General features: G+C 71.9%; 12 protein-coding genes and 1 pseudogene. 9 read left to right on the top strand and 4 right to left on the bottom strand.

Annotated elements, in window-relative coordinates; translation table 11 throughout:
- Positions 1–34 precede the first annotated feature (34 nt).
- The 3 genes and pseudogenes from C1I95_RS12910 to C1I95_RS12920 all read left to right on the top strand — a co-directional run.
- Positions 35–1,567 (top strand): acyl-CoA carboxylase subunit beta, encoded by a 1,533-nt coding sequence (locus tag C1I95_RS12910; protein ID WP_111214052.1) that lies wholly within the window; start codon positions 35–37, stop codon positions 1,565–1,567.
- Positions 1,568–1,682: 115 nt separating this feature from the next.
- Positions 1,683–2,837 carry an acyl-CoA dehydrogenase family protein gene (locus C1I95_RS12915; RefSeq protein WP_111214053.1) on the top strand — a complete coding sequence of 385 codons (1,155 nt, stop codon included), beginning with the start codon at positions 1,683–1,685 and terminating at the stop codon, positions 2,835–2,837.
- Positions 2,838–2,953: 116 nt separating this feature from the next.
- A pseudogene (locus C1I95_RS12920) lies at positions 2,954–5,401 on the top strand (ATP-binding protein); the annotation flags it as partial.
- Between the two features lie 374 nt (positions 5,402–5,775).
- Here C1I95_RS12920 and C1I95_RS12925 read toward each other — a convergent pair.
- Entirely contained in the window at positions 5,776–6,288 is a 513-nt protein-coding gene (locus tag C1I95_RS12925; RefSeq protein ID WP_111214054.1) for a MarR family winged helix-turn-helix transcriptional regulator, read from the bottom strand.
- A 101-nt stretch (positions 6,289–6,389) separates the two neighbouring features.
- On the opposite strand from C1I95_RS12925, the gene C1I95_RS12930 reads away from it, so the two are divergent.
- A complete protein-coding gene (locus tag C1I95_RS12930; protein WP_111214055.1) occupies positions 6,390–6,971 on the top strand; it encodes a YceI family protein in 582 nt (193 codons plus the stop codon).
- Between the two features lie 306 nt (positions 6,972–7,277).
- Entirely contained in the window at positions 7,278–8,756 is a 1,479-nt protein-coding gene (locus C1I95_RS12935; protein WP_111214056.1) for a glutamate-cysteine ligase family protein, read from the top strand.
- 7 nt (positions 8,757–8,763) lie between these two features.
- Here the strand turns inward: C1I95_RS12935 and C1I95_RS12940 are convergent, their stop codons facing one another.
- A complete protein-coding gene (locus tag C1I95_RS12940) occupies positions 8,764–10,137 on the bottom strand; it encodes a hypothetical protein (RefSeq protein ID WP_199523729.1) in 1,374 nt (457 codons plus the stop codon).
- Between the two features lie 122 nt (positions 10,138–10,259).
- Here C1I95_RS12940 and C1I95_RS12945 point away from each other — a divergent pair, with 122 nt between their 5' ends.
- The gene (locus C1I95_RS12945; RefSeq protein ID WP_111214057.1) at positions 10,260–10,940 is read left to right on the top strand and encodes a PASTA domain-containing protein; all 681 of its coding nucleotides are present in this window, start codon (positions 10,260–10,262) and stop codon (positions 10,938–10,940) included.
- A 177-nt stretch (positions 10,941–11,117) separates the two neighbouring features.
- A complete protein-coding gene (locus C1I95_RS12950; protein ID WP_111214058.1) occupies positions 11,118–11,927 on the top strand; it encodes a PASTA domain-containing protein in 810 nt (269 codons plus the stop codon).
- A 33-nt stretch (positions 11,928–11,960) separates the two neighbouring features.
- On the opposite strand, the gene C1I95_RS12955 is transcribed toward C1I95_RS12950, so the two are convergent.
- Together C1I95_RS12955 and C1I95_RS12960 are read right to left on the bottom strand one after the other, a co-directional pair.
- Entirely contained in the window at positions 11,961–12,413 is a 453-nt protein-coding gene (locus C1I95_RS12955) for a hypothetical protein (protein ID WP_111214059.1), read from the bottom strand.
- Between the two features lie 99 nt (positions 12,414–12,512).
- On the bottom strand, positions 12,513–12,800 hold the full coding sequence (locus C1I95_RS12960) for a hypothetical protein (protein WP_111214060.1): 288 nt from the start codon (positions 12,798–12,800) through the stop codon (positions 12,513–12,515).
- Positions 12,801–13,368: 568 nt separating this feature from the next.
- Between C1I95_RS12960 and C1I95_RS12965 the strand changes: the two genes are divergently transcribed.
- Both C1I95_RS12965 and C1I95_RS12970 read left to right on the top strand, forming a co-directional pair.
- Entirely contained in the window at positions 13,369–14,250 is an 882-nt protein-coding gene (locus C1I95_RS12965; protein WP_111214061.1) for a helix-turn-helix domain-containing protein, read from the top strand.
- Complete coding sequence (locus C1I95_RS12970) at positions 14,220–14,441, top strand: DUF397 domain-containing protein (RefSeq protein ID WP_111214074.1); 222 nt, start codon at positions 14,220–14,222, stop codon at positions 14,439–14,441. Before C1I95_RS12965 ends, C1I95_RS12970 begins: the two co-directional genes overlap by 31 nt.
- The last annotated feature ends 30 nt before the right edge of the window (positions 14,442–14,471 follow it).

The following is a 14,471-nucleotide window of genomic DNA, read 5'->3' on the forward strand; positions in this document are numbered from 1 at the left end:
TCGTTCAGGTGGGTCGGGGTTGTGGGGAGCCGGCGTGACGGTTGATGGTGGGGCGCTGGAGCAGTTGGGCAAGCGGGTTCGTGCGGGTGGTGCGGAGAAGTACCACGCGGCGAACGCGGCCAAGGGCAAGTTGTTCGCCCGGGAGCGGGTTGCCCTGCTGGTCGATGAGGCGTCGTTCGTCGAGGACGGGCTCTACGCGAACGCGCTGGCCGAGGGGCTGCCCGCCGATGGCGTGGTCACCGGCACCGCCACCATCGACGGGCGGCAGGTCTGCCTGATGGCCAACGACTCCACGGTCAAGGCCGGCAGCTGGGGCGCGCGTACCGTCGAGAAGATCATCCGGATCATCGAGCGGGCGTACGACACCGGTGTGCCGATGGTCTACCTGGTCGACTCCGCCGGCGCCCGGATCACCGACCAGGTCGAGCTGTTCCCGGGGCGACGCGGCGCCGGAAAGATCTTCTGGAACCAGGTCCGCGCCTCCGGTTCGATCCCGCAGGTCTGCGCGCTGTTCGGGCCGAGCGCGGCCGGCGGCGCGTACATCCCGGCGTTCTGCGACGTGGTCGCGATGGTCGAGGGCAACGCCAGCATGTACCTCGGCTCCGACCGGATGGTCGAGATGGTCACCGGCGAGAAGACCACCCTCGAAGCGATGGGCGGCGCGAAGGTGCACTGCGCCGAGTCCGGCGTGGGGCACTTCCTGTGCAAGTCCGAGGCCGAGGCGCTCGACGTGGTGAAGCGCTACCTGTCGTACCTGCCGGCGAACTGGACCCAGCAGCCGCCGACGGCCGAGCCGGTCGAGGCGTCCGCCAAGGCGGACCTGGCCGCGCTGGTGCCGGCCAGCGAGCGGCAGGCGTTCGACATGCGGCGGTACGTCAAGGGCCTGCTCGACGAGGACTCCTTCTTCGAGATCCAGGCGCTCTGGGCCAAGGAGCTGACCATCGGGTTCGGTCGGCTGAACGGCGAGGTCGTCGGTGTGGTCGGCAACAACTCGATGTTCAAGGGCGGCGTGCTCTTCGTCGACTCGGCCGACAAGGCGACCCGGTTCGTGCAGCTCTGCGACGCGTTCAACGTGCCGCTGCTGTTCCTGAGCGACGTGCCCGGGTTCATGGTCGGCAGCGCGGTGGAGAAGCAGGGCATCATCCGGCACGGGGCAAAGATGATCACCGCGATCTCCGAGGCGACCGTACCCAAGATCTGCGTGGTGGTTCGCAAGGCGTACGGCGCGGGTCTCTACGCCATGGCCGGACCGGGCTTCGAGCCGGACGCCACCATCGCCCTGCCCACCGCGAAGATCGCGGTGATGGGTGCGGAGGCCGCGGTCAACGCGGTGTACGCCAACAAGATCGCCGCGATCGAGGACGAGGCCGAGCGTGCCGCCTTCGTCGCCGCCAAGCGCGAGGAGTACGAGCGGGACATCGACATCGTCCGGCTGGCCAGTGAACTGGTGGTCGACACGATCGTCGAACCGCACGAGCTGCGCGCCGAGCTGGTCCGCCGGTTCGCCGCCGCCCGCAGCAAGGAGCGGCACTTCTCCCGTCGTCGGCACGGCGTCACCCCCGTCTGAGCCGTCGACCCGGCGAGGACACACCCCGCCCGAGCCGTCGACCCGCACCAGCCAGCACCAGCACCGTCCCGGCGTCACGAGCGCCCGGCGGCCCCGTCCACACAGGAGGAACCCGATGGACTTCCGGCTCACCGAGGAGCACGAGGCGCTGCGTGACAGCGTGCGGGACTTCGCCCGCGAGGTGGTCGCGCCGGTCATCGCCGAGCACTACGAGCAGCACACCTTCCCGTACGAGATCATCCGGCAGATGGGCAAGATGGGCCTGTTCGGCCTGCCCTTCGCTGAGGAGTACGGCGGCATGGGCGGCGACTACTTCGCCCTCTGCCTGGCCCTGGAGGAGCTGGCCCGGGTCGACTCCAGCGTGGCGATCACCCTGGAGGCAGCGGTTTCGCTCGGTGCGATGCCGATCTACCGGTTCGGCACGGACGAGCAGAAGGCCCGGTGGCTGCCGAAGCTGCTCAGCGGCGAGGCGCTGGCCGGGTTCGGCCTGACCGAGCCCGGCTTCGGCTCGGACGCCGGCGGCACCGAGACCCGGGCCGTGCTGGACGAGGCGGCGGGCGAGTGGGTGATCAACGGCTCGAAGGCGTTCATCACGAACTCGGGCACTGACATCACCGCCCTGGTCACCGTCACCGCCGTCACCGGCATCCGGCCGGACGGCTCGAAGGAGCTGTCCACGATCATCGTGCCGAGCGGTACCCCCGGCTTCACCGTCGCGCCCGGCTACTCGAAGGTCGGCTGGACCGCCTCGGACACCCACGAGCTGAACTTCGACGACTGCCGGGTGCCGGCGGAGAACCTGCTCGGCGAGCGCGGCCGCGGCTTCGCCCAGTTCCTGCGCATTCTCGACGAGGGTCGGATCGCCATCGCCGCGCTGGCCGTCGGCCTCGCCCAGGGCTGCGTCGACGAGTCGGTCAAGTACGCGAAGGAGCGTCACGCCTTCGGCCAGCCGATCGGTAACTACCAGGCGATCCAGTTCAAGATCGCCGACATGGAGCTGAAGGCGTACACCGCCCGGCTGGCGTACTACGACGCCGCGGCCCGGATGCTGGCCGGCGAGCCGTTCAAGCGGCAGGCGGCGATCGCCAAGCTGCACGCCAGCACGATCGCGGTGGACAACGCCCGGGAGGCGACCCAGATCCACGGCGGGTACGGCTTCATGAACGAGTATCCGGTGGCCCGGTTCTGGCGGGACTCCAAGATCCTGGAGATCGGCGAGGGCACCTCCGAGGTGCAGCGCATGATCATCGCCCGCGACCTGGGGATGTGAGGACGCTCGCGCAGGTGCCGGTCACTGGTCGGCCGCTGTCGGGTTTCGGCATCGACCGGTCGGGTGGCTGACGCTCAGGTGTCCGGTGTCGGGCCTGGCCCGTAATGTCCCGGGCCATGACTTTGGGTCATGATCGTTCGTCCGGGCCGCCCGCACATGCCGGCCTCCCGGAGGTGCTGCGGGCACACCGCCGGGCCGCCGGCCTCACCCAGGCCGACCTGGCAGCCCGTGCCGGCGTCGGCGTACGGACGGTTCGTGACCTGGAACGGGGACGCGCCTCACGGCCGCAGCGCACCACCGTCGAGCTGCTCGCCGGGGCGCTGGAACTGACCGGTGCGGTCCGGGCGGCGTTTCTGGCCGCCGCGCGGGGAGCGGGCGCCGCGGCACCACAGCCCGAGCCGGGTACCCGGCTGGACCTGCCACCACCGCCGGATCTGATCGGCCGTGAGCGGGACATGACCGAGCTGGCCACGATGTTGACCGACCTGCGCGGCCCCCGGGTGGTGAGCCTGGTCGGGCTGGCCGGCGTAGGTAAGACGGCACTGGCGTTGGCGGCGGTCCACGCGGTCGCCGCCACCCACCCCGGCGGCGCCGCCGGAGTCCTGGTCGGTGCCGGGTCGGACGCGGCCGACGTGCTCGCCGCCTCGGTGACGGTCTTCGGCGCGGCGCGGGTGACGGAGCTGGCCGCCCGCCTCGGCGACCGCCGGGCGCTGCTGCTGGTGGACGCCGCCGAACGGGCGCCCGACCCGGTCGCTGGGACGTTGCAGCGGCTCGTCGGTGCGGTGCCGTCGCTGCGGGTGCTGGTCACCGGCCGACACCCGGTGGGACTGCCGGGCGAGTGGGTCCGCCCGGTGTCGCCGCTGGACGTGCCACCGCCGGGCGACACCGATCCGGCGACGCTCGCCGGCTATCCGGCGGTGGAGTTGTTCACCGCGCGGCTGGCCCAGGTCCGGCGGGAGCCGCCGTCGGACGCCGAACTGCCGGCGCTGGCCGCGCTGGTGCGGCGGCTGGGCGGGCTGCCACTGGCCATCGAGCTGATGGCGGCGCGTGGCCGGCTGCTCGATCTCACCGAGCTGCTCGACCGGTACGGCGACCGGGTGCTGGACCTGGACACCTCGGTCGCGGCCCGCAGCGGCTGGGAGGCAGGCCAGTCGCGGGGCGACGACGCCCGCACGGCGGTGGCGGAGACGCTGCGGGACGCCGTGGCGACCAGCTACCGGCTGCTCGCCGTCGAGGAGCGGGCGGCGCTGCGCCGGCTCGCCGCGTTCGGCAACCGGTGGTCCGTCGAGCTGGCCGAGGAGATGCTGGCCGGCACGGCCGTCACCGCCGATCCCGTACCGCTGCTGAACCGGTTTCTTGACCTGGGGCTGCTGAGCGTACGCGGCGCCGGGCCGTTCCGCTTCCGGCTGGTCGACGCGGTTCGGGACTACGCCGTCGAGCAGGCCTCCGCTGCCGGCGAGTCGACCGTGATCCGCCGCCGGCACGCCCGGGTGGTCACCCGGCTGGTGGAGCGGACCGCGCCGGGGTTGACCGGTGCCGGTGCCACCGCTGCCGCGCACCGCCTCGACGAGGTCACCGGCGACATCAGCTCCGCGCTGGCGTACGCGGCGGTCGACGACCCGCTGACCGCGTTGCGGCTGGCGGCCGGCCTGCCCTGGTGGTGGCGGCTGCGTGGGCGTGACGTGCCGGGCCGGCAGTGGCTGCTGCGGTTGCTCGCCGACCCGCGTACCGCCGATGCCGATCCGGCGCTGCGGGCGTGGGCGTCGCTCGGCGTCGCGTCGCTCGCCGGTGAGCACGGCGCGGCCGATGCGGAGGTGCCGACGGCCCGCGCCGCGCTGGAGGCGTTCCGGCGGCTCGGGGACGTCCCGGGCGAGCTGGAGGCACGAACCGTGCTGGGAGCCCTGCTGGCCGCGACGGGCCAGCCGCGCCAGGCGCGGGAGCAGGCGGAGGCGGTGCTGGCGGTGGCCACCAACGGCGGCCTGGTCCGCCAGATGGCGGTCGCGCAGCATCACCTGGCGTGGCACGAGATCCGGGCGGGTGACCTGACCGCCGCCCGGCGCCGGCTGGCCACGGTGGACCGGCTCGGCGGACAGTGCGGGGAGCAGCGCCTCCGGGTGCTGGCGCGGGGCACGGTCGCGGAGGTGTTCCGCCTGGAGGGCCGGTACGCCGACGCGGCGGACGAGGCCCGGCGGGTCCTGGCGGCGCTCGCCGACCTGGGCGCCCCGCGACACCGACGACGGGTACTCGGCACGTTGGGGTTGGCGCTCGCACAGGACGGCCGGGTGGCCGAGGCCGCAGAGGTACTTGTCGAGTTGCGCCCGCTCGACGGGACCGGGGCGCTCATCGAGGGGCACCTGGCCCGGCACCGGGGCGACCGGGAGGTCGCGGCGGAGTGGTTCGCCGCCGTGGCCGAGATGGATGGGGAGGACCGGGACCGGCGCACGGTGGTGGAGGCGCTGGTGGGCCTGGCCGCGAGCACCTCCGACCCGGCCGTGCTCAACCGGCTGGATCTGGCCTGCCGGGACGCCGGTATCCGGCTGTTGCCGCAGGAAGAGGAGCTGCTGTACGTGCTGTCCGTGGCGCGGAGCAGGCCGCCCGCGGACGCTGGAGCCGGGCGCGGTCGGCCGGGCGAGAGGCCCGGCCGACCGGCGGCGGGAGCGGGGGTGGCGCGGGCGAGGAAGCCCCCTGTTGCAACCCCTCGCTCATCGCCCGCGCCGGTGCCCCCCACCGCGCCCCCGCTGCAGCGAGACTAGCGAGACGCCGCGGGGCCATCTGTCGGGTTTGGTGAGCTATCGCCCATTGGTCAATTGGTTCTGCCGGTCTTTCTGCCGGTGGCGTCACCCTCGGCTGGTGACCCGAACACCGAAGGTCCCGGACGGGTCGCGGCGGGCGCAAACCGGCACCGGGGTGCGGAAGTGTCGGCAAACTGTCAGAGATGTCAACACCGGGCGGAAGCGGCCGCGCCCTCGGCCGGGGCGGACCCTCCGCTGCCAGCGGTGGCGCACGGGTGCACGGCGTCGCGCACCCGACGCAGGCCGTCGAGCAGCGCGCTCAGCGCGGCCGGATCGAGTTGGCCGGTGAACCAGTCCTGGATGAGCTGAAGATGGCCGGGCAGGCTCTCGTCGAGCCGGCGCAGGCCGGCGGCCGTCACGACCGCGTACGAGCTGCGTCGGTCGGAGGGGCAGGCCCGCCGGGCGACCAGTCCGTCGCGTTCCATTCGGTCCACTACCCGGGTGACACCGCTGGTGGACAGCGACGTCTGCGCGGCGAGGTCGGTCATCCGCAGCTGGTTGCCGGGTGATCGGCTGAGTCGGGTGAGCACCTCGAACTCGACCGGCGACAGTCCGTGTTCCTCCAGTTGGGTGGCGAACCGGGCGGACAGCCCGGCGTGCACCTCGAAGAGCAGGCCGACGGCGGTGATCCGAGGGTCGTCGAACACGTTCGGGTTCACCAGCCCATCCTACCAATCCTTGACACGGGGAATATTGCCGAGGCTATAGTTGCTGACGCAGCCGTTGGGCTACTAAACAATCTCCCGGAGGGCAGTTTCTCATGACCAGCAGCACCGAGTCGGTTACCCGCGAGTGGAACGGCCTCACCATCCCGGCGGCCGGCACCTACCTGCTGGATGCGGCGCACAAGCGGGTGGGCTTCGTGGCCCGCCACATGATGGTAAGCAAGGTTCGCGGTGAGTTCGCCGACGCCAGCGCGACCATCACCATCGCCGAGGAGCCGCTCGAGTCCTCGGTCTCCGCCACCATCCAGGCCGCCAGCATCAACACCGCCCAGGGCGACCGGGATGGTCACCTGCGCAGCGGTGACTTCCTCGACGCCGAGAAGTACCCCACCCTGGAGTACCGCAGCACCGGCGTGAAGTCCCAGGAGGGCAGCGAGTTCGTCCTCACCGGCGAGCTGACCATCAAGGACGTGACTCGTCCGGTCGAGCTGAAGGTCGAGTTCGAAGGCGTCGGCCGCAGCCCCTTCGGCCAGGACATCTTCGGCTTCTCGGCGACCGCCGAGATCGACCGGGAGGACTTCGGTCTGACCTGGAACGTCGCCCTGGAGTCCGGCGGCGTGCTGGTCGGCAAGAAGATCAAGATCGAGATCGAGGGCGAGGCCATCCGCCAGTCCTGATCTCCGTACATCCCGAAAGGCCCGCGCCCGCACCGCGCGGGCCTTTCGGCTGTCTCCAAGCGGGCCGTGGTGCGAATTGTCACAAGTTGTTCGCCGGTTGAGCTGGGGGCCGGCTGGCCCGGCTGGGTAGAGATCCCGGTAGGAGCGTTTGGCCAGGCCGGTGCCCGGTCGGCCCGCCCTGCCGGCCGGGTGAACTGCGGCAATGGACCGATCTTCGGCCCGACCGGCTCGGCGCTCTTACCGAGTATGGTTCACAATGCGCTGCGGAACGGCATCGTTCCGTCGCGTCGCGCGCCGGGAGGATTCATGGGCAGGGACGTCGATCGAACCGCCTTCTCCCGGGAGGACCGGGTCCGGTACCGGCAGAAGGTCCGCCGCTGCCTCGACGTCTTCGCGCTGATGCTGGACGATTTCGGGTTCGACGCCGACCGGCCGATGACCGGGCTGGAGATAGAGCTCAACCTGATGGATCCGGCGGCCGAGCCGGCGATGCGGAACGAGGAGATCCTCGCCGCCATCGCCGATCCCCTGTTCCAGACCGAGCTGGGACAGTTCAATCTGGAGCTGAACGCCAACCCGCGCCTGATCTCCGGCGGCGGGTTCGCCGACTACGAGCGTGACCTGAGCGGCAGCCTGAGCAGGGCGAACGAGTGGGCGGCACGGTCGGACACCCGGATCGTCCTGGTCGGCATCCTGCCCACGCTGAACGAGCGCCACCTGGTGGCGGACAATCTCTCCACCAACGAGCGGTACCGGGTACTCAACGACCAGATCGTCGGCGCCCGGGGCGAGGACATCGAACTCGACATCCGGGGCGTCGAGCGACTGCGTACGTACACCGACTCGATCGCCCCAGAGGCCGCCTGCACCAGCCTCCAGTTCCACCTCCAGGTCGCACCGGACAGCTTCGCCGACTACTGGAACGCCTCACAGGCGATCGCCGCGGCGCAGGTGGCGGTGGGTGCCAACTCGCCCTTCCTGTACGGCCGCCAACTCTGGGCGGAGACCCGGATCGCCCTGTTCGAGCAGGCCACCGACACCCGGCCGGACGAGCTGAAAGCCCAGGGCGTACGCCCCCGGGTCTGGTTCGGGGAACGGTGGATCACCTCGATCTTCGACCTGTTCGAGGAGAACGTCCGCTACTTCCCGCCGTTGCTGCCGATCTGCGAGAGCGAGGACCCGGTGGAGGTCCTGCACGCCGGCGGCGTACCCGAACTGGCCGAGTTGCGGCTGCACAACGGCACCGTCTACCGGTGGAACCGGCCGGTGTACGACATCATGGACGGCCGCCCGCACCTGCGGGTGGAGAACCGGGTGCTACCGGCCGGGCCGACCGTGGTCGACATGCTGGCCAACGCCGCCTTCTACTTCGGGCTGGCCCGCGGCCTGGCCGAGGCCGACCGCCCCATCTGGAGCCAGCTCACCTTCAGCTCCGCCGAGGAGAACTTCCACGCCGCGGCCCGACGCGGCATGGACGCCGTCCTGCACTGGCCGCGGCTGGGCGAGGTGCCGGTGACCACGTTGGTGCTCGACGTGCTGCTGCCGATCGCCGCAGCCGGGCTCGACGGTTTCGGCGTATCCCCGGCCGAGCGCGACCGGCTGCTCGGCATCATCGAGCAGCGCTGCCGGATCGGCCGCAACGGAGCGGTCTGGCAGACCGCCACGGTCTGGGCCGCCGAGCGGCACCGGAGCCTGGACCGCCGCGCCGCGCTGCACTACATGCTGCAGCGGTACGCCGAGCTGCAGGGAACCAACGAGCCGGTGCACACCTGGCCGATCGACTGACAGCTTTTCAGCGGGGCCGGCGCGGCGGTCGGGCCCGGCGTCCGGTGGGGTCCGGCGCCAAGTCGGCATCGGGCGACTTTGCCGCCTTCGCGGCTGCGCTCGGTTCGGCCGTTGCTGCTTTACCGGCCGGCGACGCCGTTGCCGCCGCCGATTCCCCGGCGGTCACGGCCGGGGAGGTGGTCGGGGTCGCCGGCGCGGCGGGCGCTGTCACGTCGGTGGGCGTCGAGGAGGACGCGCGCCGACGAGCGGTGGTGCCGGTCGCGGCGCGGGTTCCGGTGGTGGCGCCGGCGGGCACCGGCTCGCCGGCCGCCTTCGGGCCCGGATCGGTGGCCAGCTTGTCGTCGTCCCCGACCCGCTGTCGGGGCACCCTCGCCGTGGCTCCGCCGTCGGTGGTCGGGCGGCTCTGCTCGCGTCGAGCCGCCCGCTGGGCGAGCGCCGCGACCAGGACGGATCCGCCGATTCCGACGATCACCGCGTACGGGGCGATGAGGTGGGCCGACACCTGCTCCGGGCTGATCGCGGTCAGCCTCGGCACGGCCAGGAAGTACGCGACCGCCACCAGCAGCGGCCCGGCGGCACCTGAGGCGGTGGCACCGACCCGCCGGCCGGCCTCGCGGACGCCGCGTCGGGCGGCCAGCGTACCGATCAGCAGCGCCGAGCCGAGCGAGAGGACGGCACCCGGCCAGTAGAAGTAGTCCCGGATCCAGAACTGGTCGCTGCCCGAGCTGAGCTGCCAGATGCCCAACTGCGCGGTGGTCAGCCCGCGGCCGGCGAGCACCGAGTCGACCACGGCGACGACCGCGAGCAGCCACAACCAGCCGGCGGTGGCGATGACGTTGGTGGCCGCCGCCCGGCAGCGCAGCGCCCAGAGCGCCACCAGCGCTCCGACGAGCACGCCGACCGCCGCGTACCCGGCGGCCATGTCCCGAGGTGACGGCGTGTCCGGCACCACCGCGACCCGCGCCGGTACCGCGACCAGCAGCACTGTGATCAGTGCGCCCATCCCGGCGGCACCGGCAAGCGCGATCCACCACCCGCCGCCGGTGTTGCCGTCCCGGCGGGTCCCGGCGGCCGGGCTCGGGTCGACCGCCCGGTCGGCCGACGGGACGGCGGTGCCGTCGGGTCCGGCGTCCGGTCGGGACACGGCAAAGCGGCGGTCGTGCAGCCGCTGCGCGCAGACCGCGCCGAAAATGGTCGAGGTGGCGGCGATCCAGGTGGCCCAGATCAGGCTGGCCACCCAGGCCGCCGTGCCGGCGGTCGTCTCGGCCGGTGCCCAGTTGAGAATGCCCAGGCCGTACCCGAAACCCAGTTGAGCGGCCCCGGCGCCGGCTGCCACGCCGGCCGCGGTGGCGATCGATCCTCCCCAGCCCTGTCTGGCCATGCCGGGCAGCGTAACGTCCTGTGGTCGGTGCGGCGAGTCGTGCGCGGTACCGGGCGGTGAACGGTGACGGACAGTGCTTGGCGCCGACGGGTACGGTCGCCGGTGATAGGGCGGTGGGCGGTATGACGGACGGAACCACGGATCGGGAGACGGGGCGCGACGGCACCGGACCGGACCGGGTAACGCTGATGGTCGGCGGCGGCATCGCGGCCGCCCTGCTCGCGGTCATCGGGTCGGCGGGCGGCTGGGTGCTGGCCGGGGACGAGAAGTCGCCGGTGACGGCGCCCGTCGAGGCGGCCGACAGCCGCAGTCCCAGCGCCCAGACCACTCCGCCACCGCGCGGACGGCCGACGCCGACCACTGCGGCACCCAGCAGCACCGCACCGACCCGGCCCACCGGGCTGACCGTTCCGGACCTGGTGGGCATGAACTTCGAGGAAGCCCGGCACGAGCTGCGCGGTCTGGGGCTGGGCTGGCAGTTCGTCTTCGGTAACGGGAACAGCTCCAGCGTGCTGAGCACCAACCCGACGGCCGGTACGCCGGTGCAGCGCGGCGTCACCGTCGTGGTCACGGTGACTGGCTCCGCGCCGCCGAACTCGGTGCCGGACCTGCTCGGGATGAAGTGCCGCGACGCGGGGGCCGAACTCGTCGACGACGGGTTCTCGCCCCGCTACCCGACCGGACGCTCCGGAACGGTCACCGCCCAGGAGCCCGAGGGCGGCGCGGTCCGCAAGTGGAACGACATCGTCTCGATCTCATGCGGCACCGCGTCGAGCGGGGACGAGAGCGCTTCGCCTCAGTGACGCGCACCCGACACGCTGATGCCGGCCGATGGCCTGGGAAACCGTTAGGTTGACCGTCGAGGGCCCTGCGCCCGCCCGGCTCCGGAGAGGACGTGGCATGAGCGAGCGGAGCGAGCGAATCGTCGGGCTCAGTGCGCTTGTGCCTCATGTCGGCACGCAGCGACGCGGAGTGCCGGCATGAGCGACGACCGCCAGGAGCCGCCGGACGACGCGACTCGTCCGCTGTCGCCGGCCAGCGGGAATCCTGACGAAACCGCGCCGCTGGGGCGTACCCCCGATGAGACCGCGCGGCTTGGGCGTTCGCCCGACGAGACCGCGCCGCTCGGGCGTACGCCGGAGGAGGCGCCGGCGGGCGCGACGGCGCCGTCGCCGCCGGCGCAGCGATCCGGGCCGGCGGCGTGGTCGGGGCGTGCGGAGGTGCCGTCGGTCCGGCCGGGTGCCGACCGCGAGCTGTCGGGCAATGAGTGGTACGCCGACGAGCCGGCGGGTCGGCCCTGGTGGTTGCCGATCCTCTGGGGCATCGTCGTGTTGCTGTTGCTCGCCCTGCTGGGTGTCGGGCTGTGGCTAGCCCGCCAGGCGTTGGACGAGGGTGGGTCGACTCCACCGTCGCCGCAGCCGACGACGTCGGCGCCACCGACCACCGCGTCGGCCTCGCCGACCACGCGTTCGCCCTCGCCATCGTCGACGACCAGCCCGGCACCGGCCCAACTTCCGGTGCCGCCACTGGTCGGTCTGTCCGAGGCGGCGGCCCGGGCGATGCTGGACCGGCTCGATCTCGGCTACCAGGTCCGTTACCGCCCGTCGGACCAGGCGGCAGGCACGGTCATCGCCACCGACCCGGAGGCGGGCCAGCTGGTCCGGGCGGGCGACGAGGTCACGCTGGTGGTGGCCGCGGCCAGCCCGAGCCCGTCAGAGACGACGGGTGCGCCGACCAGTACCAGTACGCCGACCACCGAGCCCACCGCCACCGCGAGCCCCACCGGGTAAGCGGTGGTGCGCCCCACCGGGTGAGCGGTGGGCTCACCACATCCGGCGTCTGGTGCCGACCAGCCCCAGCCCGGCGAGCGAGATCGCCAGCCCGAACACGCCGGACCAGAACAGTGAGCGACTGAGTTCCTCGGGAGTGTGCCCACCGGCGGCCCGGACGGAGGTGTCCGGATCACGGTCCGGTGGATCGGGTGACGGGTCGGCGCCGTCGGGCAACGCGGCCGGGTCACCGGCCGGCCGGCCGGCCTGGTCGCCGGTGGCGTACCCGTTCCAGGCACCGGGCATGTCGTCCGGCGCCATCGGGTCGCTCTCCACCACGGTGATCTCCGGTGCCGGAACAGGTTCGGCAAGCCGGGTGGACGACAGGGCGGGATCTCGGACCAGCACCACCAGGGTGGTGGCGGCACCGAGCAGTGCCAGAAGCCCGAAGGCGTAGGCGATACGGGACCGGTGTGGCCGCCGCGCGGACAGATTGACCATGGCCATCCCAGGTTCGGGGCCCTGGACGCGCGGGGTGGAGACGTGCCGGGGTGGGCATACCGATTCTATGGCGGCGGCATGCCCCCCGGCGGTGGTTCGTAATGGTCAGCCGACTCGGACCGGGGTCCGGGCGGTTGGCCGACGGGCCGAACGTACGGTGTGCGGGCGCGGCTGCGGAGCGGCCTGGGCCTGCCGCAGCCCTTCTCGTTGGACGAAGATCGAGCGCCGGTTGACCGCGTCCCCCGCCGCGTTCAACTCGTAGCCTTCGAGCCAGAGCCAGCCGTCGTAGGTGGGCCGGTCGAGCACCCGGATCACCCGGAACAGGATGGGTCTGAGGAACTGGACACTCGCCGCGCGTGTCACGTGCAGTACGTCACCGGAGCGGGGAAGCACATGGGCTCCTGGAAAGGGTTGGCCGGCGGGGAAGGCCGGCGAGGCTGATCGGGGGGATGTTCGGCTCCGGCGACGAGGTCGTGTCTCGTGGGCCGGTTGGTGGAGCTGGCATGGTCGGCGCCGGATCCGCTGGTGGCGAACTGTCGCTCGACCTGGGTCGGCTCAGGGGGTGTCGCTGGAGCCACCGCCGTCGGCCGTGGGCGACCGGTCCCCGCGTCCGGGGGCCGGGCCGGCGACTGACGGCCGGGCCCGCTCACCGCCCTCACCTCCACCGTGTTGATCACGTGGGGAGATGGCGTGGAGACGGTGCGTGACCCGTGTCATACGGACAGAGTGCATCAGGGGCGTGCTTCATGCAAGTTGCACGTCGAGTTTTGCCGATACGTGAGCGGCTCGCGTGAAACGGCGCTTGAACGTGCCAGTACCCGGACGGCACACTGAGACCGGTTTCGCCCGCCGCGGCCGGCCGACGACCGGCTCCACCCCATGCCGCGAACGCCCGCCCCGATGGTCGCGCCTGAGGGCGGGTGGCGCGACAGCGGCGCGTCGAGGCGGAGAGGTGACACCGGTGAGTGAGCGGCGCAGCCCGACCATCCGGCGGCGCCGGCTCGGCGCGGAACTGCGCCGCCAGCGCGAGACGGCCGGGATCACCATCGAGGCCGTCGCGGAGCAGTTGGAGTGCTCGGCTTCCAAGATCTCCCGGATCGAGACCGGCCACACGACGGCCACCCCTCGGGACGTGCGGGACATGCTCCGGATCTACGGCGTGGTCGGTGCGGAAAGCGACGAGCTGGTGCAGATCGCCCGCGAGGCGCGGCAGAAGGGCTGGTGGCACCCGTACAGCACGGTGCTGGTCGGGGCTTATGTGGGGCTGGAGGCGGCCGCCAGTTCGATCCGGGCGTACGAGCAGCAGGTGGTGCCGGGGCTGCTGGAAACCGAGGAGTACGCCAGCGCGATGATCCGCGCTGCCCGGCCCGATTTCAGCCCTGAGCAGGTACGACAACGAGTGCGTGTCCGACTTGGCCGTCAGTCGTTGTTGACCCAGGATGATCCGGTCGATCTGTGGGTGGTGCTCGATGAGGCGGTGGTAAGCCGTCCGGTGGGCGGGGACACGGTCATGCGTGACCAGCTCAAACGGTTGGTGGAGGTGGCCCAGCTGCCGAACGTGACGTTGCAGGTCCTGCCGTTCGAGGTAGGGGCGCACGCCGGCATGGATGGCACCTTCACGATCCTCAGCTTCCCCGAGCCCGGTGATCCGGATGTCGTGTACGCGGAGAACGCCACGGGTGGGCTCTTCCTGGAGAAGAGCGACGAACTACAGAAGTACAGCTTCATCTTCGATCACATTCGAGCAGCGGCCATGCGTCCGGAGGAGTCCATCGCACACATCGCGAGACTGGTAGAGGAGCCGTTGTGGAATTGGCGACGCAGGGATTCCCCGTGGACTTGACGCAGGCAAGCTGGTTCAAGAGCTCGAAGAGCGGGCCGAACTGTGACAACTGCGTGGAGGTGGCGTACGTGACCGGGGCGGTCGGGGTTCGGGACTCGAAGGACAAGGCCGGTCCGGCTCTCGTCTTCGCCCCGGGTGATTGGCACGCCTTCGTCGTCAGCACCAGGGACGGCGGGTTCGGTCGGGGCTGAGTCCCGGAATAGTGGTGACGGGTCTCCGTC

This window comes from Micromonospora craterilacus (genome assembly GCF_003236315.1).
Classification (GTDB): domain Bacteria; phylum Actinomycetota; class Actinomycetes; order Mycobacteriales; family Micromonosporaceae; genus Micromonospora; species Micromonospora craterilacus.